Origin of the sequence: Streptomyces sp. XH2 (assembly GCF_049725035.1) — a bacterium.
Lineage (GTDB): Bacteria > Actinomycetota > Actinomycetes > Streptomycetales > Streptomycetaceae > Streptomyces > Streptomyces roseoverticillatus.
The window spans coordinates 192,129-215,495 of record NZ_JBMMMZ010000001.1; the positions used below are offsets into that span (position 1 = coordinate 192,129).

Sequence of the window (23,367 nt, forward strand, 5' to 3'; positions counted from 1 at the left end):
AGTGCGGCGGCGGTTGGAACGGCGGGCGACCGGTACCGGCGGCGGTCCGGCCTGCCGTCGGTCACGGGAACGAGAAGGCGGTGCAAGGGTGGAGCGGGCTGCCGGGCTGTCCGGCTGCCGACCTCAGAGCTCGTTGTCGGGGTCATGATCAGATGCGAGGTAGGCTCCCCGGGGTAAAAGGAAGGCTTTGTTCTGGGGAGGGCCTGTGAATCGCCGCCGGGCTGTTGGTGTCGTTGCCGTCGGACTGTTTGCCCTGACAGCGTGTTCCGGCTCCGGCCAGTCCGTGAAGTTCGGCGAGACGGCAACCGTAAAGGGGGAACGAGCCGGCACCGTCGGCGTGACCGTCGTAGAGGTGGAGAAGGGCAGCAATGCCGACCTCTCCGGGCTCAAGGACGCGTCGAAGTACGCGGACAAGACGCCGTACTACGTGCACTTCAAGCTGACGAAGACCGCTGAGGGGAACGACGATGACACCTCGTCACAATTCGAGGTCTACGACGGTGGAAAGCAGCTGACGGAGCTGATGGTCCTCACCACCCTCGACCCCACGGGGGATCCGTCCAAACCTCTGGTCACCCGCCGTTTCGAGCGGTGCAAGGATGCCGACGACACCGCGTACAAGGCGGCTGCCGAGGGGCAGAGCGTCGACGGATGTGCGGTCTTCCTCGCCGACAAGAGCACCGGAGCGCCAACGACGGTGAAGTGGACACGTCGCAGCGACACCCTCGCCACCTGGAAATGACCAGGTGACCACCCTGTCGACCCGCCGTCGGCAGCAGTGAGCTCCCCGCCGGCGTGGAGCAGCGGTGTGCTGCGGCTGCGCGACATGCCGCTGCCCGACTTCGACGACCTGCGGCACACCGCCGAATACGCCGAAGCGCACGACGGGCCGTCTCAATCCACTTCTTCTTGATCCGCTCTCGGAGAGCGCCTTAGGGTTACCGGTCATGGAGTTGACCCCCCGCCTGCTCGAGCAGTTCGTGGTGCTCGCCGAGGAGCAGCACTTCGGGCATGCGGCCCGCCGGCTGTCGATGAGCCAGCCGCCGCTCAGCCAGGCGATCCAGCGGCTGGAGCGCGGCCTTGGCGTACTGCTGCTGGAGCGCACCAGCCGGGGCGTGCAGTTGACGGCGGCGGGGGCGGCCTTCGCGGCGGATGCCGAGCGGATGCTGGAGGCGCAGCACGCCGCCGTGGCGCGGGTCCGGCGCATATCCCGGGGCGTCGAGGGCACGGTTCAGCTCGGCTGTGTGAGCAGCCTGGGCTACTGGCATCTGCCCCGGCTGCTCGCGGTGGCCGCCCGGGAGGTGCCGGACCTCCGGCTGCACGTCCGCCAGCGGGCCTCTGCCGAGTTGGCCGAGCAGGTCCGGGGTGGGTCGGTGGACCTGGCGCTGGTCCGGCTGCCGGTCACGGACCTGGCGGATTTGGAGGTTCGGGAGGTGGCCGAGGAGCGTACCGTGCTGGCTGTCCCGCTCGGCCATCCACTCGCCGGGGCCGCCTCGGTGCCGCTCTCCCGGCTCGGTGACGAGGAGTTCGTCACGGCCGCCCCGCAGGCCATGCCCCAGATCCGCGAGGTGATCCAGGCTGCCTGCCGGGAGGCCGGCTTCATCCCGCGCAGCCGCGCCCAGGCCGAGGACCTGACCAGCATGCTGGGCTACACCGCGGCCGGAGTGTGCTTGAGCTTCGTCCCGGAGCGGATCGCGGCGCTCGGACACCCCATGGTTCGCTTCATCCCGATCGAGAGCGGTGCCGACCGGTTGGTGACCAGGGTGGCGGCGCTCAGCCGCCCGGCCGCCGACCCCGCTGTCGCCACCCTGCTGAAGCTGATGCAGCGTCATCGCCCCGAGATCGAGGGTGACGGGGCAGCGCACGTGCAGGAGCTGCAGGAAGGGGCGGGTGGGAGTGGTCAGGAGGCCGGCGACCGCTCCGGCCTCTCTGATCCGCGCGGTCCCCGTACCGTCCGGTAGCCGCCCGGCGCCCGGCTCCTGTTCTTCCGCCTGTCATCTCGGTGACCAGGTGCGCCGTCCCCTTGACGAGCGCTTCCTGCAGCCGGTCGGCACCGGCGCCGGGGTTCTCGCGATGCAGCGCCGCCGGACCAGAGCGGTAGACGATCAGCTGCGATTCCGGGATTCCGGGCCCGGAGGGGTGCGGCGGCGGCGTTCAGCGCTGTGCGCGGGTGCGGCGCTCCGGGCAAGGTCCCGCTGTGAGCGCTCCGGGCAAGGTCCGCAGAGGTGCATCGCGGTCCTTCCCGGAGGCGGCGTTTCCGTAGGGATGCCGGGCAGCGGCAGTTCCGTGAGTCACCAGGCGAGCGGTGAGGCGCCCAGGGGTTCCGCTGTGCGATTCAGGCGCGGTGCCAGTGAGGAGTAGTCCACCTGGGTCGGCAGATAGCAGACCTCGCCGTACGGGCCGTGCACGGTGGCCAGCTCGGTGCCGGGTCGTGTGGGGTCGGGGGCGGGCAGTCCGTCCGCTTGTCCTCGTGGCAGCAGCCCGAGGTCCTGCACCCACATGCACACCCTCGCCAGGTCGACATGGACCCGGTAGCTGCCGCCTTCCCGGGCTCGGCGGCGCAGTGCCTCCAGCGCTCCGGTGGCCCCGAGTACGGCGGCGAGATAGTCGTTGAGCAAGTAGGTCGGGGGCAGCCGGGGTGCGTCGAAGGAACCCTCTTCGGCGGCGAAACCGGTGGCGGCGGAGGCCAGTTGATCGAAACCGCCCCGCTGCGCCCACGGGCCCCGGGTGCCCCAGCCGTGGAAGTCCAGCACGACCAGCCCGGGCCGCCGCTCGGCCAGCGCCTTCGGGCCGAAACCCTTGGTGTCCAGGTTCAGGTAGTTGCTGACGTAGAGGTCGGCGCCGGCCAGGGTGGACCAGAAGGCGGCGGCCTGGGCCGGGTCGGTCAGGTCGCAGAAGGCGGCGCGCTTGCCTATGCCGGTCTCGACGATCATGCCGACCGGGTCCGGGTGGCCGGGGGCGGACAGGTGCAGCACGTCGGCGCCCAGTTCCGCGGTGATCCGCGCGGCGATCGGGCCGGCGATCACATGGGTGTTGTCCAGCACCCGGACCCCGGCCAGTGGCAGGCTGCCGTCCGCCGCCGGGAACGGCTCCGGCACGCTCTCGCCCAGCTTCTCGATCCGGATCAGCGGTTCGTCGGCCAGCAGCCGCCCCTGCGGGTGCCGGCGCCACTCGTCCTGGGTCCGTACGGCGATCGCGGTGCCGCCCCGCTCGCAGATCGCCTCCTCAAGGTGTAGCGCGTCCCACTGGGCGACGGCAGCGGCGATCCGCTCCCGGTCCGGCGGGCAGTCGAGGACCTGGCAGGCGATGTCCCGCAGGTGCGGGTAGGAGAACAGTACGTAGACGGAGCGGCCGTCGGCGGCGCGGTAGAAGTCGCTGTTGCCCAGCAGGTTGGGGTCGTCCTGCATGTGCGTGACCGGGACGCCCCGCATCCGGGTGTAGAACACCGCCATCAGCTGGCGCACTGCCGCCTCCACGGAGACCGTGATGTCCTGCGCTGCGCCGCCGCGCTGCCGGTGGACGGCCGCGGCTTCGGTGCCCAGCGCGGCCAGTGCGGCCGCTGCGGCGTCGCCGATCCGGTGTACCGAGGGTGTCACGGGATCAGCACCGGTGATCTTCACTGTGCCGCCGGTGTCGTGGGCCGTGATGCCCAACTCCCGGTACAGGCTCTCCAGGGCGCCGTACGCGGTGCTGCTGCTCGGCTGCTGTTCGCTCGGCTGCTGTTCGAAGGTCATGTCAGCTTTCCTCATCGGCTCTCCTCAAGGGACTACGGGCCGCGACGGGCGCGGCGGCCGGCCCTCGCCGGGCGGCCTCCAACAGCACAGCGAACTCGACTCATTACGTCCAATATCAGTTCGCTGAATCACCGATATCCCCAGCCATATGAGCCGAGTCGGCGCCTCGGAGCTATATCCCCTGCCATATCGATACGGCGTCCAACAAATATTGGACGGCTCCGGCGCCCGAAGGATTTCCTGGAGGCCGGAACGAGGCAGTACGGCACGGCTCTCCAGCCATCCGTACCGCACGGCTGCGTTTACCGCACCGCTGCCCGTATCACCCGACCCGACGCCCCGCCCCTACCGCCCGCCACCGCCACCCGCCCCCAGGAGGAACCGAATGATGTCCGAGAAGCCGAGCGTCCCGTCCGGCCGAGGACTCCTCGCCGGAGTACGCGTCATCGAACTGGCCAGCGTCATCATGGCCCCGTACGCCGCCCAGCAACTCGGCGACCTGGGCGCGGACGTCATCAAGGTCGAGCCGCCCACCGGCGACATGACGCGCCATTACCCGCCGCGGCGCCACCCCGGCATGGGCGGCCCGGCGCTGAACCTGAACCGCAACAAGCGCAGCGCCGCCATCGACCTCAAGGCCCCGCACGGCCGTGATGCCCTGCTCGCCCTGCTGCGCACCGCCGACGTCTTCATCACCAACCTGCGCCCGCAGGCCCTGGAGAAGCTCCGCCTCGGCTACGACGAGGTCGCGGCCGTCAACCCCCGGCTGATCTACGCATGCGCCCAGGGATTCCGCAGCGACAGCCGCTACGGCACCCACGCCGCCTACGACGACATCATCCAGGCGGCCAGCGGCCTGGTCTGGCTCAACCACAAGGTCTCCGGCCAACCGCACTACGTCCCCACCGTGCTGGCCGACAAGATCTGCGGCATGCAGATCGCCCAGTCGGTACTGGCCGCGCTGCACTACCGGGAGCACGGCGGCACCGGCCAGCACATCGAGGTCCCCATGGCCGACACCATGCTCGCCTTCAACCTGGTCGAGCACCTGGGAGCGGCCGCCCTGGAGGCCGACGGGGAGTTCGGCTCGGCCCGCTCGCTCAGCCCGCAGCGCCGCGCCCAGCGCACCGCCGACGGCTGGATGTGCATCCTGCCGCACAGCGACCGCAACTGGCGGGACTTCACCGCCTTCGTAGGCCGCCCCGAACTGGCCGACGACCCGCGCTTCTCCACCGGTCCCGACCGGGCCCGCAACGCCGACCAGTTCTATCCGCTGCTGGCCGGGCTGACCCCGCACCGCACCAGCGCCGAGTGGCAGGAGTTCTGCGACCGTGCGGGCATCGCCGCCGCCCCGGTGCTCGACCTGGAGGCCGCAGCCACCACCGCGTACGCGCGCGAGGGCGGTCTCCTGCAGGAGGCCGAACACCCCACCGAGGGCCGCTACCGGGTCATCGGCCGCCCGGTCCGCTACTCGGCCGACCCGGAACCGGAGCTGCGGCCCTGCCCGGGCATCGGCCAGCACACCGACGAGGTCCTCCGCGAAGCCGGCTTCGACCCCTCCCTTCTACGCCCCGCCAATTGACCGGGTTTTCCGTACGGAAAAGAAATTCACCATTGATTCACCAATCCGGGAGCGAATGAACCATGTCTTCTCCGACGCCATCACCTCTCGTATTCCCCGACGTCACCCTGCCCGAATCGGCCCTTTCTCTGCGCAGCGAGGTCCGTGCCTTTCTCGCCGAGGAGCACGCCCGCGGCACCGTGCTCGGCCGCCCCGACTCCTGGCTGGCCGGCTGGGATGACGGCTTCAGCCGCCGCCTCGCCGGGCGCGGCTGGGTCGGCATGGCCCTGCCCACCGAGTACGGCGGCGCCGGCCGCGGCTTCCTGGAGCGCTACGTGGTGATCGAGGAACTGCTCGCCGCCGGCGCCCCGGTCAGCGCGCACTGGGTCTCCGACCGGCAGGCCGGACCTTCTGTCCTCCAGCACGGCACCGAGGAGCAGCGCCGCTTCTTCCTGCCGAGGATCGCCGCCGGGCAGTGCTTCTTCTCCATCGGCATGAGCGAGAAGAGCAGCGGATCCGACCTCGCCTCGGTCGCCACGCGCGCCGAACGCACCGCCGGGGGATGGCGGTTGACCGGCACCAAGATGTGGACCGGCGGCGCCCACGTCAACGACTACGCCATCGTGCTGGCCCGCACCGACGAGACCGGGGAGAAGCACGCGGGCCTCAGTCAGTTCATCGTCGACCTGCGTGCCCCGGGCGTACGCATCGAGCCGATCCGTCTGATGAGCGGCGAGCACCGCTTCAACGCCCTCCACCTCGAAGGCGCCGACGTCCCCGACGGCATGTTGCTCGGACGGCAGGGCGACGGCTGGAAGCAGGTCACCGGCGAACTGGCCTTCGAACGCAGCGGCCCGGAACGCTACCTCTCCACCTTCCCACTGCTGGTTTCCCTGCTCCGCGAACTCGAACAGCGCGCAGCGACCGCAGAACAGCTCCGTCAGGTCGGCATCCTGACGGCCCGCCTTCACAGCGTCCGCCGGCTGTCCCTCGGTGTGGCCGCCGCGCTGGATGCCGGAGCCTCGCCCGACACCCGGGCCGCCCTGGTCAAGGACCTCGGCACGCGGCTGGAGGGCGCGCTCGTCGACACCGTGCGCAGCGTCCTGCCGACCCCGGCCGACCCGCACGCCACCCCCGGCACCCACTCCGAACTCCTCGCCTTCGCCCTGCTCCACAGCCCGGGCTACACCCTGCGCGGCGGCACCAACGAAATCCTTCGCGGCATCATCACTCGCGGTCTGGAGCGGCACTGATGAACACCCACACGGTCCACACCCACACCATCCACAGTCACACGATCCACACCGACACCCCCGTCATCCCGGCCGACGACTACGACACCACCGCCTTCTACGCGGCCCCGGACACCATCGCCACCGTCACCCACACCACCGCCCCGGACGCCGTACCCCTCCCCTCCCCCACCGCCTCCACCGCCGATGTCCTCGCCGCCGTCCAGGAGGCAGGACGCCGCGCCGTCCCCGCACCGTTCGCCGAAACCGCGCTGGTCGCCCGCCCGCTCCTACGCCGTGTCGGCCTCCCCGTCCCCGGCGGCGCCCTCACCTACGCCATCGCCCCCGAGCTGACGATCCGATACGCCCGCCCGGCCGCTTCGGCCGTCGGCTCGGCCGGCTGCTCCGGCGAGGACGACACGCTGCTCGTCACCGGCACCCTGCGCCGCGTCCCCTGGGCCCGCGCCGCCACCGCCGTGATCGTCCTGGCCACCGCCCCCTCCGGCCCCGTGCTGTTCACCCTCGACCCGGACCGGACTGTCCTCACCCCCGGCGGCAACCTCGCCGACGAACCCCGCGACGACCTGCACCTCACCGCCCTGGAGATCCCCGCCTCACAGGTCCGCCGGATCCCCCGGCACCTGCTCGACGAGGCCGAGCACCGCGCGGCTCTGGCCCGGGCCGCCCTGATCGCCGGAGCCGCCGAACGCTGCACCGAACTGACCGTCGCCCACACCACCGCCCGCACCCAGTTCGGCCGTCCGCTCAGCCGTTTCCAGGCCGTCAAACAGGAGCAGGCTCGCCTGATCGAAGAGACCGCCCTGGTCAGCGCCGCCGTCCAGGCCGCCGCCGTGCCCCTGGACACCGGCGGCCCAGCCGCGACATTCGCCGTCGCCGCTGCCAAGACCCAGGCATCCGCCTCCGCCGCCGAGATCGCCCGGATAGCCCACCAGCTGCACGGCGCCATCGGCATCACGCGCCTCAGCCCGCTCCACCTCGCCACCACACGGCTGTGGTCCTGGCGCGACGAGGACGGCGACGAAAACAGCTGGGCCGTCCGCCTGGCCCGATCCGTCACCGCCACCACCCTCTGGCCCGCCCTCACCACCACGCCCTGACGCGGCGCCACCTCCCCCTGCCGTGCCGTACCGCAGCGGCTGCCGGATTCCCAGCCCGCCCGGCCCCCCTGGTCGTCCGCGGAAGCCACGTGGCGCCGCTGCCGGACGGCACAGAGGCCACGCCGGGCGCCGTTGCTGCCCGGGCTCCGGCGAGGACCCGGGCCTACCGTGTGGGCCGTGAGTATCGAGCGCAGGCGCAATGTGCAGCTGACAGGATGGAGGGACGGGCAGGGCCGCCTCCAGCGCCGTCGGCCCGGCCCGGATTCCGAACGCAGAAATCGCCAAGGTCAGCGGCGTACCGGGCAAGCTCACCGAAGGGGCGGTCCGCAAGTAGCACTCCGGGAGATCCGAGGGTCCCGTGCCGCCCAGTGGGTGGCCTCACCCGGGTCAGCGGCCGCCCCGCCGCCGATCCGGGTTCGCCCGTCCGCACGCCCGGAAGAGGATGCCTGCTGCAGCCTCAGCTCCCTGCCGGCTTCCCGTCCTTCCACGAGCTCTGCCGCGCACGCTGCGTCCACTGGGTCCAGCTGTCCTCTCCCATGGGGCAGACGCCGAAGATGCTGCCAGTAGCGCCTTGAGTAGCTGTACTTCAGCTGATCGCACGTGCCGGCGAAGGCAAGTGCGCAGGCGTACGCGTGGAAAGCGGTACAGCACCGCACGGTCGGGCGAGAATCGGACACAGGTCGGACACGGCTCCGTCGTCATTCGGTCGCAGTTTGATCATGGTCGAGCAAACGGCCGATTTTCGCCATGGTCATGCTCATAGGCTTCCGGCCGGTTCGTAAGTAGTTCACCGTTCAACCCCGGCGATCGATGCCGGGCAGCACCCTAGGGGATCCCCATGTCCATTCGTCATGTCGTCGCGGCCGCACTGGTCGTCTCCGGCGCACTCGCACTGACCGCCTGCGGGCCCACCGAGGACGGCGGCAAGGACGACGCCAAGGGTTCGGCGAGCGCGGCGCCGTCGCAGCCCACTGGGGGCAAGGGCGACAAGGGCGACAAGGGCAAGGACGGCTACAAGGACCCGTGCGCACCGCTGCCCAAGGGCCACAAGCTCATCAAGGTGAACGTCGTCGAAGGCGCGATGAACAACATCGTCGCGCAGGACGCCAAGGTGTCCTGCAACACGAAGATGGACGAAGGCGCCTTCTACCGCCCCGAGGGCGCGACGAACACCTACGCGTTCGACAACGACCACGCGAAGGTGACCGTCATCGGCCAGGACGGCCCCGAGGTCCGCCCGGCGCGGCCGACCGACAAGGTCCTCTCCGGAATCGGCCACGTCAAGGAGTGCGCGGACCCCAACCACGAGCAGTACGACAATCAGAGCAAGGCGGACCACAAGGAATGGTGCGCCGGCCAGAACTACTACAACGTGACGCTCGGCCCGGGCAACAAGATCACCGAGATGGTCGAGCTCTCCGGCTCGTGACGCCCCGGGGATGCCGTGGGGCCCGGCACCAACCGGTCCCCACGGCATCCCTCACGTCGTGAGCGGCACGCTCCCGTAGCCGGGTACTGGGCATCCGCTCAGGGTTGGATCAGGGTCCGGTCGGGGCGATCACGGATGAGCAACGGAAGCCGTCCCCAGCAGAGTTGGCCTTGCCATCAGGACCCGTCAACGCTGCGCTGGAGGAACCTCGATGCGTAAACGCCTCGCCCTCACCGCCCTCGCCCTGGCCACCGCCGTCACCGCTGTCACCGCTGTCACCGCCGGTGCGGCAGCACCCGCGACCGCCACCCGGCCGGACCCCGTGCGGCAGGGACTGGAGACGCTGGTGCGCTCCGATCACGCACCCGGTGCGCTGGCGAGCATGATGGACCGTAACGGAAACGTCCGTACCTACACCGCGGGGGTCGGGGACCGCGACACGCATGCGACGGTGCTCCGGGACGGCCAGGTGCGGATCGGCAGCATCACCAAGACCTTCACCGCGGTGGTCGTGCTGCAACTGGTCGGCGAGGGGAAGATCGGGCTCGGTGACTCGGTCGAGAGCCACCTGCCGGGCCTCGTGCGCGGGAAGGGGATCGACGGGCAGAAGATCACGGTGCGTCAGCTCCTGCAGCACACCAGCGGACTCCCCGACTACGAAGAGGACGTCACCGACGACATCCTCGAACGCCGCTACCTCTCCCCCCGCGACGCCCTGGACGTCGCCCTGAAACACGAAGCTGTCTTCGCCCCCGGAACGAAAGGCGAGTGGGGATACAGCAGCACGAACTACCTGGTGGCCGGGCTGATCGTGCAGAAGGTCACCGGACGGCCCCTCGCCGAGCAGATCGACCAGCGCGTCATCCAGCCCATCGGGCTGCGCAACACCTACTTCCCCGCTCCCGGCGAGACGACCATCCGTGAACGCCACCCCCGGGGCTACCGTCAGGGAACCACGGACGCGGATCTGCGCGACGTCACCGAGATCGACCCCTCCGCGTCGTGGGCGGGAGGCGCTATGGTCTCCACCACCTCCGACCTCAACCGCTTCTTCTCCGAGCTGCTGAAGGGCGAGGGCGAGGGCAACCGCCTCCTCGAAGAGGACCAGCTCAAGCAGATGCGCACCACCGTTGACATGAAGGTGGAGGGCTACGGCGCCGGCCTCGGAATCATCAGCATGCCCCTGTCGTGCCGCCCTGGCGACAACCGCATCGCCTGGGGTCACAGCGGTGGCATCCCCGGCTACGGGACCTGGGCCGCGGCCACCGACGACGGCCGCGCCGCCAGTGTCGCGATGACCCTTGAACCGAAGACCGGCCAAGCCATGGGGCATCTTGAGGAAGCCGTGAAAGCGGGCCTGTGCCGCTGAACCACCCCTGGATGGAGTCCTCAACAACACGGCTCGCGGGCTTCGCCGACAGATCCGCACGCAGGCGAGTTCAAGGAACGCTTCGCAGAGATGGGCCTCACGGCCCGCGGCGACCGCGTACGGGTGACTGGCGGGCGTTTGCCCCGGAGGGGCGCCCTCGGCAAGACCCGAGGATGATTGGCCTGGGCCTCTGGGCCTCTGGGCCTCTCCGCGCCGACCGTCGCCGTCGCCCGTGTGGCCCGTGGCAGGGGCCGTGTTGAACCGGCGTAGAGCCCAGCAGCCCAGCAGCCCAGCAGCCCAGCAGCCCAGCGACACTATGCGGTATGAATCGAGTACCCGACGACGAGATGGTCCTCGTCCCGGCGGTTCCCTGATGACCAGGACCCCGGAGGAAGGCCGCGCTCTCGCGCTCACGCCGGCTCGGCACACCATCGACAGCCTCATCGACGCCGCGCGGGTTGTCGCGATCGAGTTCCGGACCATCGCCGCCGCCAACGGCTACTGGCGCGGCTGACTCCTGAGCCTGCGGCAGACTGCGGCCTGTTCGTAGGTGGAATCGCGCGGAGCAGGACGGCGGGCAGGGCCTTGGTGGTGCGCTCAGTGATCTTTCACGGTGAGGCCGACGTGCTGTGCCAGGACGGGTGCCAGGTCGAACAGCTGGGCCGTGCTGATCGTCGCGCCGTTCAGGGAACCGATCCCGGAGGCGATGGCCAGCGCGGTGGCTTCGCGCAGGTCGACCCTGGTCAGCGTGGCCTTGTCGAACCGTGCCCGGTCCAGGGTCGAGCCGGGGAAGCTGACGTCGGCCAGTTCCGCCCCGCCGAAGTCCACGTCGCGCAGGAGGCAGTCGACGAAGACGACGTCCTTCAGCGAGGTCGCGCGCAGGTTGACCGAGTCGAATTTGCACTGATGGAAGACGACGCGGCGCATTTCGCTGCCGTGGATCTCCGTACCGGCGAAGACTCCGGCGATGCATTCACTGTCCAGCCAGGTGGTCTGGGCGAGGTTGGTGCCAACCAGGCGGACGGTGTGCAGCCATACCTCGTCGAACCGTGAGCGCCGCAGGCGGCCGCGGTCGAAGGTGGCCGAGGAGAAGGCCGACTGGCTGAAGAGGGAACTGCCTGCTTCCGCGTCCTGGAAGGCGGAGCCGTCGAAGTGGAGCCATTCGTAGGCGCCCGCCTGTTCGAGCTCGCCGGTGAAGGACTCAAGGTGTTGCGCGTACGGCAGTGCGGCCAGGTCACGGGGGGCGTGGACTCCCATGGGTTCCTTCCGGGCGGGGAGGGTGGACAGCCCTCACCATGACCCTGAGGGCCGGTGGTGAGGGGAAGGGCTCCATGCTGACGCCGTTCGCCTGGTTTTGCCCAATCGGCGCACGCCCGGGAAACCCCTTCGAAAGCCGATCGACCACCACCTTAAAATCTCCACAAATGCAATAAATGGGGCATTCGATCATGCTGCTGCTGTGATCTTTTTCAGCCCATGAACGGCAAGCGCGCCCGTCCCGGCCCCCTTTCGGACGACCAAAGGACCTGCTGCACCAGGAACTTGAGACTCAGGGCGCTTCGGCCCGCCGACCGGACACGCCCGGAGACGGGTTTCCCTGAAATTGATTCTGCGCTCCGCCCCATGATCGCCGGATCTGCGGATCTCGCACACGGGCCGTTCTGGGCAAACGGAAGAGATCGTCGGCGTGACGACGATGAGGATGATGTTGGTCAGGGGGTCATGCCCGCGAACATGGGCCGGGCGTGTTCTCCACCGAGGCCGACCAGTGGGGCGGCGACGGCGCTCAGGACGCTCTGCACGGTGCCCAGGAGGCGGAACCGGTTCCGGCGGCCCGGCCTGGGCTGCGCTGTCCTTGAGCGGTTGATCCTCGTGCGACGCCTGGTTCATGACCCTAGGAAGACCAGGCCGGCCCCCGCATCGGCCCCCAAGAACGGAACCTTGCCCTCCGCCATCCTTAAAGGCCGGAGGCCCGCAGCAACAGGGCGTCAAACGACAGACCACAGACCGCAGACCGCAGACCGCAGACCGCAGACCGCAGACCGCAGACCCCGGATCCCGAGCGAAAATTCCGGCGAACCGGCCCCGCCACGGCGTGGGGTGGGTTGCGCACCTACGTCTACGCCATGAGGACACCGGCCCGGTGGAGAAGGTTCGGTGGTGCGCTTGCCCACCGGGCGCCGGGAACATCGAGGGTGCCGGCGGCGCCTCGCTGACGGCGTGGGCGGAGTCCAGCAGGCAGCGCCATCGGCGTTGCCCTGGGCCAGCCGGACCGGCGCGCAGCCGCACTCCCCCAGGCCGTCGGGCCCCAGAGGGCTCTGCCCGTGCGTGCCGTGAGCGCCGTCTCATCCCCGGAGAAAGGCCCCGGGGGCCGCGGGGCAAGGCCCCGCGGCCCCCGGCCGCTGTTTACCAGCGCCAGTAGCCGTGCGAGATCCAGCCGGACACACCGGTGTTCACGTCGTAGACCTTGTCCCACTGACCGTCGCCCGAGACATCACGGTGCGCCAGGCGGTGGTCGCTGTAGCACAGGCCGACGACCGAGCTGGACGTGCTCGCGGCGGCGCGGATGCGCACGCCCTCGCCCGTGCAGTGGCCGTAGACGTCATCGGCGTACGCCGGCGCCGCCAGAGCCGCGCCACCGAGCGTCGCGGCGATCATCAAGCCCGCCACGGCACCGGCACGCTTGCCCGTGCTCTTCCCCCGAAATGCAGAACTCACTTGTTGCTCCTCAATGATGGTCGAGCCGAGTGCAGATGATCTTGGACTCGGCGAGACGGAAAGCTATCAGCGAGATGATCTTGAAGAGCGCCCCGAGACGATTTCAGGACATGTCCATGACCGATCGGTGACAGAGCCGCGCCGCAGGGTGACGGGCGAGCCGGACACCCCGCGGTGCACCTACCGGCGTGGTGCACCTGCCGGCGTTCGGGATGGCACCGCTGGCGCAGATGACACAGACAGCACAGGAGCGCATGAGGGCCGTCCGGGTGGTTCCGGGACGCCTCTGACGCACCGGCAGGATGTCCGCCGCCGCGCCGGCCATGTCGCACATTACGATCCACAGCATTTACTGCGTACTGCCCGTATACACATATGCACGTATGCGCTATGCGTGTGTGCACGCAACGCACTAGGGAAAGCACATGACACTAGCGCGTCCTGTCAGCTATTCACCCGATGTCGAGCCTCCCGAGCCACGATTCGAGGAAAGCCAGCAGGAAGTCATCGACACCATCATGGAGTTCGAGCGGAACTCCCTGCGCTCAGAGGGTGAGAACCGCGCCGTACGTTTCGCTCACGCCAAGGCGTACGGGCTGGTCAGGGGCGTGTTCGACATTCTGGACGGGATCCCGCCGGAGTACGCCCAGGGCGTCTACGCCCGCCCCGGGACCCACGACTGCCTGGTGCGGTATTCCAATGGCCTCTCTCACCTGGGATCCGACGGCGGCCTGGGCAATGTGGTCGGCATGGCGACCAAGGTCTTCGGCATCGAGGCGGAAACCGCGCTGGAGGACGAGCCGCGGACCAGGACCATGGATTTCAACATGATCAACGCCCCGGTCTTCTTCTGCAATACCGCCGCGCACTACCGGTTTCTGGCCAAGGTGTTCATCGACCTTCCGAAGTACCGGGCGGGCGGGAAGAAGGGCAACCACCAGTTGTTCCACGACTGGGTCACCGGTTACGGAACGCTCCCGCCGGAGGACTGGGCGTGGGACGAGCTCGGCGCCCTGCTGCGCGTCGGCATGCAGGCGCGCTGGCAGAACCTGCTGCTGTCGACGTTCTGGTCGATGGGAGCCGTGCGCCACGGGGACCACATCGCCAAGCTGCGCATCAGACCCACCGACGCGTCCGCGGCCGCGATCGGGCTCCGTGACCTCAACCCGTCGGACGATGCCGAGGTGTTCCGGCCCGCGCTGGTCGGGGAGCTGGCCCGGCACGGTTGCGAGTTCGACTTCCAGGTGCAGCTGTGCAGGTCCCTGGAAGACATGCCGATCGACGACCTGACCGTCGAGTGGCCCGAGCATCTGTCGCCCTTCGTCACCGTCGCCCGTCTGCGCTTTCCGCAGCAGGACATCGGCGGTGACGACAACCTTGCGGCAGCCGACGGCATCTCGATCACGCCGTGGCGGTGCGCTGCCGAGCACGCCCCGGTCGGGAGCATTCAGCGACTCCGCAAGGAGGTCTACCGGCGGTCGTCCATCGAACGGCACCGCCTCAACGGACAGGTCCGCGCCGAGCCGGCCGATGCCTCCGATCTGCTCGCGCCGCCCGCCGGCGCAGCGCACGCAACGCCGAACGAAGGAGGATCCTCATGACCGAGCCGGACTACGTTCCGATCTCGCCCGACGTCACGGCGGCGGAGATCGGCAAGTGGACGCAGCCCGCTCGCCGGCAGACCGACGGCATGGGCTTGCGGGTCGGCAACAAGGCCGAGTTCACGCTGGTGGCGCCGATCCGGCCGGGCGGGGCGGAGATCTTCCGCGAGCGCGTCGGGAAGGCCCAGGTCGAGGCCGCCTACTGGGAGGGCCGGCTGGGTACGGTGCACGATCTGCGTGTCTGCCTGATCAACGACGACACGCAGATCCTGTTCGCCGCGACGTACAGCGACGAGTTCAATCCGTACGTGGTGGACGTCATCAACTTCGCGACGCCGTGGATCGACCACATGTTCACGGACGTCGCCGAGGGCTATCCGGGCCTGAAGTCTCCGGATGCGCTCGCCTACATCGCCAAGCACCAGGTCGAGGCCAGTGTCTGGTACGGGTCCAACGAAGACGCCACCGTGCGGGACATCGCCCGCGGGCAGAAGACCCTGACCGCCTTGGGCGACCTTCTTGACGCCGCGCAGGCATGAGCGACAGCGCACCGGAGGAGCGCCAGGCGCCCCGCCTTGACCTCGGGGACATCCAAGGGACGGTGCTGAGGCCTCCGCCGGGGGCGTGCCACGGGGTGTACCAGCTGTACCGGATCGACGACCCCGCAGCGGCCCGGCAGGCACTGCGCGACGTGATTCCCTCCGTCACCCCGGCCACCGATTCGGACGCGCCGCGCCCCTTCACCTTCAACATCGCCTTCACCTACACCGGACTGGCGGCGCTCGGCGTTCCGGAAGAGTCCCTGGCGAGCTTTCCGCAGGAGTTCCGGGCCGGCATGGCCGCGCGCAAGGACGTTCTGGGCGATGCCGGTGCCAGTGATCCCGCCTCCTGGGTGCGGCCGATGGGAAGCAAGGACGTGCACATCGGCATCGTGATCATCACCACGGCGGAGGAGGAGCTCGAAGAGCCGCTCGCCATCGCCGCCGGGCTCACCGGCGTCTCCCGGATCTATCAGCGCGATGTCTACATGCCGTCCAGCGGCCGCGAGCACTTCGGCTTCCGGGAGAGCATCGGCGGCCCGTACGTCATCGGCAGCGGCACCGAACCCCTGCCCGGCCAGGACCACGTGATGCCCGGCGAGTTCCTCCTCGGCCACGAGGACGAGTCGGGCCGGACCTCCCCCATGCCGTCCCCGGAGGTCCTCGGGCGCAACGGAACCTACGTCGCCTTCCGCCAGTTCGCCACGGATGTCGCGGCGTTCCGCAGCTATCTGCGAGAACACGCCCGCTCCCCCGGCGACGAGGAACTGCTCGCGGCCAAGATGGTCGGCCGCTGGCGCAGCGGTGCGCCCCTCGCGCTGACGCCGGAAGCGGACGACCCCGAACTGGGCGCGGACCCGCGGCGCAACAACGACTTCGCCTATCACGAGAGTGACCCCGACGGTCTTCGGGTGCCGCAAGGTGCGCACATCCGCCGGGTCAATCCGCGTGACTCCCTCACCGGGGGCATCGTCGACACCAAGATTCACCGGATGGTGCGGCGCGGCGCCCTCTACGGCCCTCCCCTGCCTGAGGGCCTGATCGATGACGACGGGGTCGAGCGGGGCCTGTTCTTCATCTTCATGGGCGCGGACCTCGCCCGCCAGTTCGAGTTCATCACGCAGGTCTGGATCAACAACGGCGATTTCGCCGGCCTGGGGCATACCAAGGATCCGTTCGTCGGCAGCAACGACGGAACGGGAACCCATGTCATTCCGGCCAGGCCGGTACGCCGTCGCCTGACAGGACTTCCCAGCTTCGTCGCCGTGCGGGGCGGCGAGTACTGCTTCATGCCCGGCCTGAGGGCACTTGAGTGGCTCGCCGCCGAGCGCTGAGCCGGTGAAGAGCGCTGATCCGTTGAAGCGGGCAGGACGGGCCACCCCGAACGGCTGAAGCGGGGTCGGAGATCGGGGAGCCGGGCTCAGTACGCGCCGCCACGGAAGTACATGCTGCGGTGCGCTCCGGGACGGTCGTCGTGCTCGTGCGCCGCGTCGGAGCGGTCCGCCGGGGACGACCGCTCGGCCAGGGCCCGGAGTCCTTCCAGGCCGGCCAGGACCTTGTCGCGGTTCTCGGCCCGCTTCATCCACGCCGGCAGCCGGGCGAGCATCGCCATCGTCGGACGGTCGGGGCCGCGCTCACGCAGGCGGGCCCCGACGCAGGCGGGCCCCGACGCAGGCGGGCCCCGACGCAGGCGGGCCCCGACGCAGGCGGGCCCCGACGTAGGCGGTCAGCTCGTGCAGGTGCGCCTCGTTGTTGCAGGTGAGCCCGGCTCAACGCGGCTTCCGGCCCGCCGATTGTCCTCGCCCCCTGACCGGCCTCGCCGCCCCAGCCCCTGGTCACGGCGTCACCGGACAGGTTTAGGGTACGGCGATGGAGATCTTCCATCTGCGCTACTTCGTGGCGGTCGCCGAGAACCTCAGCTTCTCCCGGGCCGCGCGCCAACTGCACATGGCCACCTCGCCGTTGAGTCAGCGGATAAGGGACCTGGAGCGCGAGCTCGGCCGGCGGCTGTTCGACCGGGATTCGCACCACGTGGCCCTGACCAGTGCCGGCGCGGCGCTGCTGCCCGTCGCGAAGGACGTCCTCGGCCGGTTCGACGACATTCCCTGGCAGCTGCGCCGGGCCCTGGGGTCCGAGCGGCAGAAGGTGTACGTGGGGGTGGTCCCTGCTCTGCACCCGCGGCTGCGGGAACGGCTGGAGCGCGTCGAGGAGCGCTGTGCCGAGGGGTTCGACGTCAAGCGCTGGCCCGGCAACAGCGCGAACCTCGTGAAGGCGGTGCAGCGCGGCGACCTCGCCATGGCTCTGGTGCACCTGCCGGTGCACGCCGAGGGGATCGAGGTGCTGGAGCTGCTGCGCGAGCCGCTGGGCGCGCTGCTGCCGGCCGCCGAATTCGGTGCGCGGAGTTCGGTGGCGCTGAGCGAGCTCACGGACCACACCTACGTGGCCTCGGCCACCGGGACGCTCCCGACGTATTTCGACCAGCTCCGGGTGCGTCTGAAAGCCGCGGGCATCCGAAAGGAAATAACTCTCAACATCGGGGATTACGCGAGCGTCCGCGAGATCGTGGCGAACGGCTCAGTTTTCGGCATCACTCTGCTCAGCACGAAGGACGACGAAGGCGAAATCGGAAGCGGAAGTGGAAGTGGAATCGGAAGTGGAATCGGGAAGAGAAAGGGAAAGGGCGCCAGCATCGTCCTGCCTTTTCGGGACTTCTCCCCCGCCCTCGCGACCGGGCTGATCTGGCGCCGGGACCGCGCCGAGCCGGACGGTGACCTGCACGATCTGGTGGCGGAGGCCGGAGCCGCGTTCACCGAGACAGCCTGAAAACTCGCTACCCCTCAGAACCAGCGACATCCTGAAAGCCCGTTCCAGAAAACGGCGTGACCGCTGCGGTCACGCCGTTTTTCGCGTATTGGTGTCGCTGACCGCTTGGGTTCCGACACGCCGCCGGACTAGCGTTTTCCCCAGGGCGCGGCAACACCCCACAAGGGTGCGAGTCTCCCCTTTCCGTCCCGTTTTCCGTAGTGGAGTGGTAATGGAATCAGCAGAATTCGCAGAGCCCGCGGCAGGGACAGAGCCGTCGGCCGGCCCGCTGGCCGGAGTGCGCGTCATCGACATGGCCACCGTCGTGATGGGGCCCTACGCCGCGCAGATCCTCGGCGACCTCGGCGCCGACGTCATCAAGATCGAGTCGCCGAACGACACCGTCCGCGTCGGCGCCCTGCACCGCACGCCCGGCATGACGCCGCTGAACCTCAACGTCAACCGCAACAAGCGCAGCGTGAGCCTCAACCTCAAGGACGGGGGCGAACACGCCAGGGCGCTGGAGCTGATCGGCACCGCCGACATCCTGATCACCAACATGCGCATCGACGCCCTGCGCCGCCTCGGCATGGACTACGACAGCCTCGCCGCGGCACACCCCCGCCTCGTGCACGTCCACGCCCAGGGGTTCCGCCCGGACTCCGACCGGGCCCGGCTGGCCGCGTACGACGAGACGGTGCAGGCCGCCTCCGGGCTGCTGGATCTGGCGCAGCGCGCGGGCGACGTGGGCGCGCCGGTGGTGCTGCCGAGCATCATCGCCGACAAGGTCGCCGCACTGACCATCGTCTACGCGGCGCTGGCCGCCCTCGTCCACCAGCGGGCCACCGGCCGGGGGCAGCGGGTGGAGGTGCCCATGGTGGACACGCTGCTGGCGTTCAACCTGGTCGAGCACCTGCAGGGCCGCACCTTCGAACCGCCGATGGGCCCGACCGGTTTCCCGCTGTCCATGAACAAGGGGCACCGGGCCCGTCCCACCAAGGACGGCCTGGCCATGGTCATCCCGTACAGCCCGCAGAACTTCCGCGACCTGTTCGCCGCCGCGGGCCGTCCCGACCTGGCCGAGGATCCGCGCGTGAACGGTGAGTTCATCGACACGCAGCGGGACGGCGAGGCCCTCGCCGCGCTGCTGGAGACGGTGACGCCGCGGCTGACCACGGAGGAGTGGACGGAGGTGTGCACCAAGTACAGCATCCCCGTCGGTCCCGTCCTGCGGCTCGACGACGCCCCCGAGGACCCGTACGTCCGCGAGGGGCATCTGCTGGACGTCGCCGAGCACCCCAGCGAGGGCGCGTACCGGGTGGTCGGCATACCGCTGACGTTCTCCGCCACGCCGGCCTCGGTGCGCCGGCACGCGCCGCTGCCCGGGCAGCACACGCAGGAAGTGCTCGCCGAGCTCGACCGCGGTGAGGTGCGGCGATGAGCGGCGTCCGCACCGAGACCATCGGCGGCACCCTCGTCGTCACCATCGACCGCCCTCGGGTCCGCAACGCCGTGAACGCCGAGGTCGCCCTGGGCATCGCCGCTGCCGTCGACCGGCTGGAGTCCGACCCCGGGGCGCGGGTGGGCGTCCTCACCGGCGCGGACGGTACCTTCTGCGCGGGCATGGACCTCGAGGCCGCCGCCCGCGGCGAGCAGGTGACCGTGCCCGGCAAGGGCTTCGGAGGACTCGCCGAGGCGCCCACGACCAAGCCGCTGATCGCGGCCGTCGAGGGCCACGCCCTGGGCGGCGGCTTCGAACTCGCCCTGGCCTGCGACCTGGTGGTCGCCGCCGAGGGCGCCCGCTTCGCCCTTCCCGAGGTCCGGCGCGGGCTGATCGCCGCCGGCGGCGGGGTCGTACGGCTCCCCCGGCGCGTCCCCCACCACCTGGCGATGGAGCTGCTGCTGACCGGCCGTACGGTCACCGCCGGACGCGCCCGCGAGTTCGGCGTCGTCAACCGCCTCACCCCGGACGGCGGGGCCCTGCCGGCCGCGCTGGAGCTCGCCGAGGAGATCGCGGCCAACGCGCCGCTGGCCCTGGCCGCGGTGAAGAGGACCGTACGGCTTTCCGACGGCGCGCCGGAGCCGGAGGCGTTCACCGCTCAGGCCGCCGAGGCCGGAGCCCTGCTGCGCTCGGCCGACTTCGCCGAAGGCGTGCGTGCCTTCACCGAGAAGCGCGCCCCGCAGTGGAGCGGACGATGAACCGCACCCGCGCGACGATGGACCGCGCACGCGTCCTGAAGACCCTCACCACCCCCGTCACGGCGCCCGCCTACGCCCCGGTCGTGGCCCGCTTCACCGATCGCGAGTACCTCAGCATCGTCTACCGCACCGACCCCGAGGCGCTGCGGGCCGTGGTGCCCGAGCCGCTGCGCGTCGACCCCGGCGAACCGCTGGTCCGGTTCGAGGTGATGAAGATGGGGGACGTCACGGCCTACGGCCCGTACGTCGAGGCCGGGCAGGCGATCCCGGTGCGGTTCGGGGACGAGCGCGGCGAGTACCTGCACGCGATGTACCTGGACAGTTTCGCCGCCACCGCCGCGGGCCGCGAGGTGAGCGCCTATCCGAAGGCGATGGGCACGCCGGCCCTGTTCGCGGAGCACGCCGCGCTGGTCGGGACACTGGACTACGGCAGTGTGCGGGTGGCCACCGCGACGATGGGCTACAAGCACCGGCCGCTCGACCCCGAGCTCGCCCGCGAGCAGATCGCCGTGCCCACGTACATGCTCAAGGTCGTCCCCGGCTACGACGGCACACCGCGCGTCTGCGAGCTGGTCCGCACACGGATCACCGACCTGGTGGTCAAGGAGGCGTACACCGGCCCCGCGCGACTGCAGCTCTTCGCGCACGTACTGGCGCCGCTGGCGGACCTGCCGGTGCGCGAGATCGTCTCGGCCAGCCACATCGTCACTGACCTCACGCTGGACAAGGTCCTTCCCGTCCACGACTACCTCGACCGCATCGGTCGCTTCGACCCCCTCGCCCCCCTCGACCACCTCGACCACCTCGACCACCTCACCGAGGAGGACCCGTCATGACCCCAGAGTGGAAGACCGTCACCGTCGTCGGCGCCGGCACCATCGGCCTCGCGTGGGCCGCGCTGTTCGCCTCGTACGGCATCGAGGTGACCGTCACCGATCCGCGCGAGGACCTCGACGAAGCCGTCGACGACGCACTGCCGATGCTCGCCGCCGGGCTGCCCGGCAGCGACACGACCGGACTGCGCGACCGGATCCGCTCCACCCACGACCTGGCCGAGGCCGTGTCCGGAGCGCGGCTCGTCCAGGAGAACGGCCCGGAGAACCTGGAGTTCAAGCAGCGGTTGTTCGCCGACATCGCCCGGCACGCCCCGGCCGACGCGGTGCTGGCCACCTCCAGCTCCGGGATCGTCGCCTCCCGGATCGCCGCCGGACTGCCGGACGAAGTCGCCGCCCGGTTGCTGGTCGCGCACCCCTTCAACCCGCCGCACCTCGTACCGCTCGTGGAGATCGTGCCGGGCGAGCGCACCACGGAGGACGTCGTCGAGGCGGCCGCCGCCTTCTACCGGGCCCTGGGCAAGGCGCCCGTGCGGCTGCGCAAGGAGATCCCCGGATTCGCGGCGAACCGGCTGCAGAGCGCAGTGCTCCAGGAGGCGATCCACCTCGTCCTCGCCGGGGTGGTGGACGCAGAGGAGCTCGACACCGTGATGCGGGCGTCGCTGGGCGGCCGTTACGCGGCCGTCGGCCCCTTCGAAAGCTTCCACCTGGGCGGCGGCCCCGGCGGCATCCGCCACATGATGCGGCACCTGGGCCCCGGTCTCGCCGAGGGCTGGCAACGCCTCGGCCGCCCGGAACTGGACGACGACGCCGTCGCCACGATCGTCCGCCAGACCGAGGCCGCGTACGGACACGGCCCCGAGGCGTACCGGGCACGCGCCCTGCTCCGCGACCGCAAACAGCTCGCCCTGACCGCCGCGCTGCGCCGCGCCGACCACGGCTGAATTCCTGACGAGGAGACACCGATGCCCAAGCCCGCCAACCCCACTCCCGACTTCTTCGGCTTCGCCGACCTGCTCAGCGATGCCGAGCGGGCCGAACTGGCCACCATCCGGGATTATCTGGAGAGCGAGATCAAGCCGCTGGCCCAGGACGCCTGGGACCGGGCGGAATTCCCCTTCGAGGCGGTCGGGAAGATGGCCAAGCTCCGGCTGGCCGGTTACGCCTACCCCGAATTCGGCGACGGCCGCCCGCGCAGCGAGCTCTTCTCCGGCTTCCTCAACCTCGAACTCAACCGCGTCGACCCGTCACTGGCGGTGTTCTCCGGCGTCCACACCGGTCTGGCGATGGGCAGCATCCACGGCGGCGGAAGCCCCGAGCAGCGCGAGCGCTGGCTGCCGGACATGGCCGCGATGAACAAGATCGGTGCGTTCGCCCTGACCGAGCCCGAGGGCGGCTCCGACGTCGCGGGCGGCATGCGCACCACCGCCCGGCGCGCGGGCGACACCTGGGTGCTCGACGGTGCCAAGCGGTGGATCGGCAACGGCACCTTCGCCGATCTCGTCGTGGTCTGGGCGCGCGACGTCGCCGACGGCAACGTCAAGGGATTCGTGGTGGAGCGGGGCACCCCCGGTCTCACCGCCACGAAGATCGAGGGCAAGATCGCGCTGCGGGCCGTGCAGAACGCCGACATCGTCCTCGACGGGGTACGGGTTCCCGAATCCGACCGCCTGCAGCGCATCGGCAGCTTCCGCGACACGGCCGCCGTCCTGGCGCACACGCGGGGCGGGGTGGCCTGGCAGGCGCTGGGGATCGCGGTGCGCGCCTACGAGCTCGCGCGGGAGTACGCCGTCACGCGCGTACAGTTCGGCCGGCCCATCGGCTCCTTCCAGCTGATCCAGGACCTCCTGGTGAAGATGCTCGGCAACATCACCGCGATGTTCGGCATGGTCGTCCGCCTCAACCAGCTGGTCGCCGCAGGCCGGGGCGGCGCCGAACAGGCAGCGCTCGCCAAGGCGTTCACCACCGCCCGTATGCGCGAATGCGTCGCCTGGGCCCGTGAGCTCTTCGGCGGAAACGGCATCGTCCTCGACTACGAGATCGCCAAGTTCTTCGCGGACGCCGAGGCCGTCTATTCGTTCGAGGGCTCCCGCGAGATGAACACCCTCATCGTCGGAAAGGCCGTCACCGGGCACAGCGCCTTCGTGTGACGTGTGGCGCGTGACGTGTGACGGGCGGGCGCGGTCGAGTGGGGCCCTGGCGGGAATGCCGGGGCCCCGGCCGCGCGGTCGG

22 protein-coding genes are annotated in these 23,367 nt (G+C 70.1%); 18 read left to right on the forward strand and 4 right to left on the reverse strand.

The features are described 5' to 3' along the window. The first annotated feature begins 337 nt into the window (after window positions 1-337). From ACOTKD_RS00890 to ACOTKD_RS00900, 3 genes are read left to right on the forward strand one after another with little or no spacing between them, the layout of a single operon-like run. Window positions 338-742, forward strand: a complete 405-nt coding sequence (locus ACOTKD_RS00890; protein ID WP_424886853.1) for a hypothetical protein — start codon at window positions 338-340, stop codon at window positions 740-742. 36 nt (window positions 743-778) lie between these two features. Then, window positions 779-913, forward strand: a complete 135-nt coding sequence (locus tag ACOTKD_RS00895) for a hypothetical protein (protein ID WP_424886854.1) — start codon at window positions 779-781, stop codon at window positions 911-913. A gap of 34 nt (window positions 914-947) precedes the next feature. Then, window positions 948-1,961, forward strand: a complete 1,014-nt coding sequence (locus ACOTKD_RS00900; protein ID WP_424886855.1) for a LysR family transcriptional regulator — start codon at window positions 948-950, stop codon at window positions 1,959-1,961. Between the two features lie 330 nt (window positions 1,962-2,291). Here ACOTKD_RS00900 and ACOTKD_RS00905 read toward each other — a convergent pair whose 3' ends face one another. After that, on the reverse strand, window positions 2,292-3,749 hold the full coding sequence (locus ACOTKD_RS00905; protein WP_424886856.1) for a CoA transferase: 1,458 nt from the start codon (window positions 3,747-3,749) through the stop codon (window positions 2,292-2,294). Between the two features lie 373 nt (window positions 3,750-4,122). On the opposite strand from ACOTKD_RS00905, the gene ACOTKD_RS00910 reads away from it, so the two are divergent. The 6 genes from ACOTKD_RS00910 to ACOTKD_RS00935 all read left to right on the forward strand — a co-directional run bounded on the left by ACOTKD_RS00910 (window position 4,123) and on the right by ACOTKD_RS00935 (window position 10,957). Further along, window positions 4,123-5,316: a CaiB/BaiF CoA transferase family protein gene (locus tag ACOTKD_RS00910; RefSeq protein WP_424886857.1), complete on the forward strand. Its 1,194-nt coding sequence runs from the start codon at window positions 4,123-4,125 to the stop codon at window positions 5,314-5,316. Between the two features lie 62 nt (window positions 5,317-5,378). Next, complete coding sequence (locus ACOTKD_RS00915) at window positions 5,379-6,548, forward strand: acyl-CoA dehydrogenase family protein (protein ID WP_424886858.1); 1,170 nt, start codon at window positions 5,379-5,381, stop codon at window positions 6,546-6,548. Then, a complete protein-coding gene (locus ACOTKD_RS00920) occupies window positions 6,548-7,645 on the forward strand; it encodes an acyl-CoA dehydrogenase family protein (protein WP_424886859.1) in 1,098 nt (365 codons plus the stop codon). Before ACOTKD_RS00915 ends, ACOTKD_RS00920 begins: the two co-directional genes overlap by 1 nt. Before the next feature lie 838 nt (window positions 7,646-8,483). Beyond that, entirely contained in the window at window positions 8,484-9,074 is a 591-nt protein-coding gene (locus ACOTKD_RS00925) for a hypothetical protein (protein ID WP_424886860.1), read from the forward strand. 211 nt (window positions 9,075-9,285) lie between these two features. Beyond that, window positions 9,286-10,443: a serine hydrolase domain-containing protein gene (locus ACOTKD_RS00930; RefSeq protein WP_424886861.1), complete on the forward strand. Its 1,158-nt coding sequence runs from the start codon at window positions 9,286-9,288 to the stop codon at window positions 10,441-10,443. A 373-nt stretch (window positions 10,444-10,816) separates the two neighbouring features. Beyond that, complete coding sequence (locus ACOTKD_RS00935; RefSeq protein ID WP_424886862.1) at window positions 10,817-10,957, forward strand: hexameric tyrosine-coordinated heme protein; 141 nt, start codon at window positions 10,817-10,819, stop codon at window positions 10,955-10,957. Between the two features lie 83 nt (window positions 10,958-11,040). On the opposite strand, the gene ACOTKD_RS00940 is transcribed toward ACOTKD_RS00935, so the two are convergent. Both ACOTKD_RS00940 and ACOTKD_RS00945 read right to left on the reverse strand, forming a co-directional pair. Then, on the reverse strand, window positions 11,041-11,700 hold the full coding sequence (locus tag ACOTKD_RS00940) for a pentapeptide repeat-containing protein (protein ID WP_424886863.1): 660 nt from the start codon (window positions 11,698-11,700) through the stop codon (window positions 11,041-11,043). 1,149 nt (window positions 11,701-12,849) lie between these two features. Next, complete coding sequence (locus tag ACOTKD_RS00945) at window positions 12,850-13,161, reverse strand: SH3 domain-containing protein (protein ID WP_424886864.1); 312 nt, start codon at window positions 13,159-13,161, stop codon at window positions 12,850-12,852. 425 nt (window positions 13,162-13,586) lie between these two features. On the opposite strand from ACOTKD_RS00945, the gene ACOTKD_RS00950 reads away from it, so the two are divergent. Genes ACOTKD_RS00950 through ACOTKD_RS00960 form a run of 3 tightly spaced genes read left to right on the forward strand, consistent with a single transcriptional unit; the run spans window position 13,587 to window position 16,635 of the window. After that, window positions 13,587-14,762, forward strand: a complete 1,176-nt coding sequence (locus ACOTKD_RS00950; protein WP_424886865.1) for a catalase family protein — start codon at window positions 13,587-13,589, stop codon at window positions 14,760-14,762. Further along, window positions 14,759-15,301: a hypothetical protein gene (locus tag ACOTKD_RS00955; protein WP_424886866.1), complete on the forward strand. Its 543-nt coding sequence runs from the start codon at window positions 14,759-14,761 to the stop codon at window positions 15,299-15,301. The genes ACOTKD_RS00950 and ACOTKD_RS00955 overlap by 4 nt, the downstream gene beginning before the upstream one ends. Then, window positions 15,298-16,635: a Dyp-type peroxidase gene (locus ACOTKD_RS00960; RefSeq protein WP_424886867.1), complete on the forward strand. Its 1,338-nt coding sequence runs from the start codon at window positions 15,298-15,300 to the stop codon at window positions 16,633-16,635. Before ACOTKD_RS00955 ends, ACOTKD_RS00960 begins: the two co-directional genes overlap by 4 nt. Window positions 16,636-16,721: 86 nt before the next feature. On the opposite strand, the gene ACOTKD_RS00965 is transcribed toward ACOTKD_RS00960, so the two are convergent. Beyond that, window positions 16,722-16,913, reverse strand: coding sequence for a hypothetical protein (locus ACOTKD_RS00965; protein WP_424886868.1), 192 nt, complete (start codon window positions 16,911-16,913; stop codon window positions 16,722-16,724). A gap of 257 nt (window positions 16,914-17,170) precedes the next feature. On the opposite strand from ACOTKD_RS00965, the gene ACOTKD_RS00970 reads away from it, so the two are divergent. The 6 genes from ACOTKD_RS00970 to ACOTKD_RS00995 all read left to right on the forward strand — a co-directional run bounded on the left by ACOTKD_RS00970 (window position 17,171) and on the right by ACOTKD_RS00995 (window position 23,285). Then, a complete protein-coding gene (locus ACOTKD_RS00970; RefSeq protein WP_424886869.1) occupies window positions 17,171-18,124 on the forward strand; it encodes a LysR family transcriptional regulator in 954 nt (317 codons plus the stop codon). 211 nt (window positions 18,125-18,335) lie between these two features. Next, on the forward strand, window positions 18,336-19,544 hold the full coding sequence (locus ACOTKD_RS00975) for a CaiB/BaiF CoA transferase family protein (RefSeq protein WP_424886870.1): 1,209 nt from the start codon (window positions 18,336-18,338) through the stop codon (window positions 19,542-19,544). Continuing rightward, window positions 19,541-20,302, forward strand: coding sequence for a crotonase/enoyl-CoA hydratase family protein (locus ACOTKD_RS00980; RefSeq protein WP_424886871.1), 762 nt, complete (start codon window positions 19,541-19,543; stop codon window positions 20,300-20,302). The genes ACOTKD_RS00975 and ACOTKD_RS00980 overlap by 4 nt, the downstream gene beginning before the upstream one ends. Window positions 20,303-20,319: 17 nt before the next feature. Beyond that, on the forward strand, window positions 20,320-21,138 hold the full coding sequence (locus ACOTKD_RS00985; RefSeq protein ID WP_424887351.1) for an acetoacetate decarboxylase: 819 nt from the start codon (window positions 20,320-20,322) through the stop codon (window positions 21,136-21,138). After that, on the forward strand, window positions 21,135-22,079 hold the full coding sequence (locus ACOTKD_RS00990; protein ID WP_424886872.1) for a 3-hydroxyacyl-CoA dehydrogenase NAD-binding domain-containing protein: 945 nt from the start codon (window positions 21,135-21,137) through the stop codon (window positions 22,077-22,079). Before ACOTKD_RS00985 ends, ACOTKD_RS00990 begins: the two co-directional genes overlap by 4 nt. 21 nt (window positions 22,080-22,100) lie before the next feature. Beyond that, window positions 22,101-23,285, forward strand: a complete 1,185-nt coding sequence (locus tag ACOTKD_RS00995; RefSeq protein ID WP_424886873.1) for an acyl-CoA dehydrogenase family protein — start codon at window positions 22,101-22,103, stop codon at window positions 23,283-23,285. Window positions 23,286-23,367 lie beyond the last annotated feature (82 nt).

Excerpts from the sequence above, each read along its gene's own strand:
- ACOTKD_RS00990 (WP_424886872.1), top strand. The coding sequence starts at position 21,135 with ATGACCCCAGAGTGGAAGACCGTCACCGTCGTCGGCGCCGGCACCATC.
- ACOTKD_RS00940 (WP_424886863.1), bottom strand. The coding sequence starts at position 11,700 with ATGGGAGTCCACGCCCCCCGTGACCTGGCCGCACTGCCGTACGCGCAA.
- ACOTKD_RS00960 (WP_424886867.1), top strand. The coding sequence starts at position 15,298 with ATGAGCGACAGCGCACCGGAGGAGCGCCAGGCGCCCCGCCTTGACCTC.
- ACOTKD_RS00985 (WP_424887351.1), top strand. The coding sequence starts at position 20,320 with ATGGACCGCGCACGCGTCCTGAAGACCCTCACCACCCCCGTCACGGCG.
- ACOTKD_RS00970 (WP_424886869.1), top strand. The coding sequence starts at position 17,171 with ATGGAGATCTTCCATCTGCGCTACTTCGTGGCGGTCGCCGAGAACCTC.
- ACOTKD_RS00955 (WP_424886866.1), top strand. The coding sequence starts at position 14,759 with ATGACCGAGCCGGACTACGTTCCGATCTCGCCCGACGTCACGGCGGCG.
- ACOTKD_RS00965 (WP_424886868.1), bottom strand. The coding sequence starts at position 16,913 with ATGGCGATGCTCGCCCGGCTGCCGGCGTGGATGAAGCGGGCCGAGAAC.
- ACOTKD_RS00915 (WP_424886858.1), top strand. The coding sequence starts at position 5,379 with ATGTCTTCTCCGACGCCATCACCTCTCGTATTCCCCGACGTCACCCTG.
- ACOTKD_RS00920 (WP_424886859.1), top strand. The coding sequence starts at position 6,548 with ATGAACACCCACACGGTCCACACCCACACCATCCACAGTCACACGATC.
- ACOTKD_RS00905 (WP_424886856.1), bottom strand. The coding sequence starts at position 3,749 with ATGAGGAAAGCTGACATGACCTTCGAACAGCAGCCGAGCGAACAGCAG.
- ACOTKD_RS00935 (WP_424886862.1), top strand. The coding sequence starts at position 10,817 with ATGACCAGGACCCCGGAGGAAGGCCGCGCTCTCGCGCTCACGCCGGCT.
- ACOTKD_RS00925 (WP_424886860.1), top strand. The coding sequence starts at position 8,484 with ATGTCCATTCGTCATGTCGTCGCGGCCGCACTGGTCGTCTCCGGCGCA.
- ACOTKD_RS00930 (WP_424886861.1), top strand. The coding sequence starts at position 9,286 with ATGCGTAAACGCCTCGCCCTCACCGCCCTCGCCCTGGCCACCGCCGTC.
- ACOTKD_RS00950 (WP_424886865.1), top strand. The coding sequence starts at position 13,587 with ATGACACTAGCGCGTCCTGTCAGCTATTCACCCGATGTCGAGCCTCCC.
- ACOTKD_RS00910 (WP_424886857.1), top strand. The coding sequence starts at position 4,123 with ATGTCCGAGAAGCCGAGCGTCCCGTCCGGCCGAGGACTCCTCGCCGGA.
- ACOTKD_RS00900 (WP_424886855.1), top strand. The coding sequence starts at position 948 with ATGGAGTTGACCCCCCGCCTGCTCGAGCAGTTCGTGGTGCTCGCCGAG.
- ACOTKD_RS00995 (WP_424886873.1), top strand. The coding sequence starts at position 22,101 with ATGCCCAAGCCCGCCAACCCCACTCCCGACTTCTTCGGCTTCGCCGAC.
- ACOTKD_RS00980 (WP_424886871.1), top strand. The coding sequence starts at position 19,541 with ATGAGCGGCGTCCGCACCGAGACCATCGGCGGCACCCTCGTCGTCACC.
- ACOTKD_RS00975 (WP_424886870.1), top strand. The coding sequence starts at position 18,336 with ATGGAATCAGCAGAATTCGCAGAGCCCGCGGCAGGGACAGAGCCGTCG.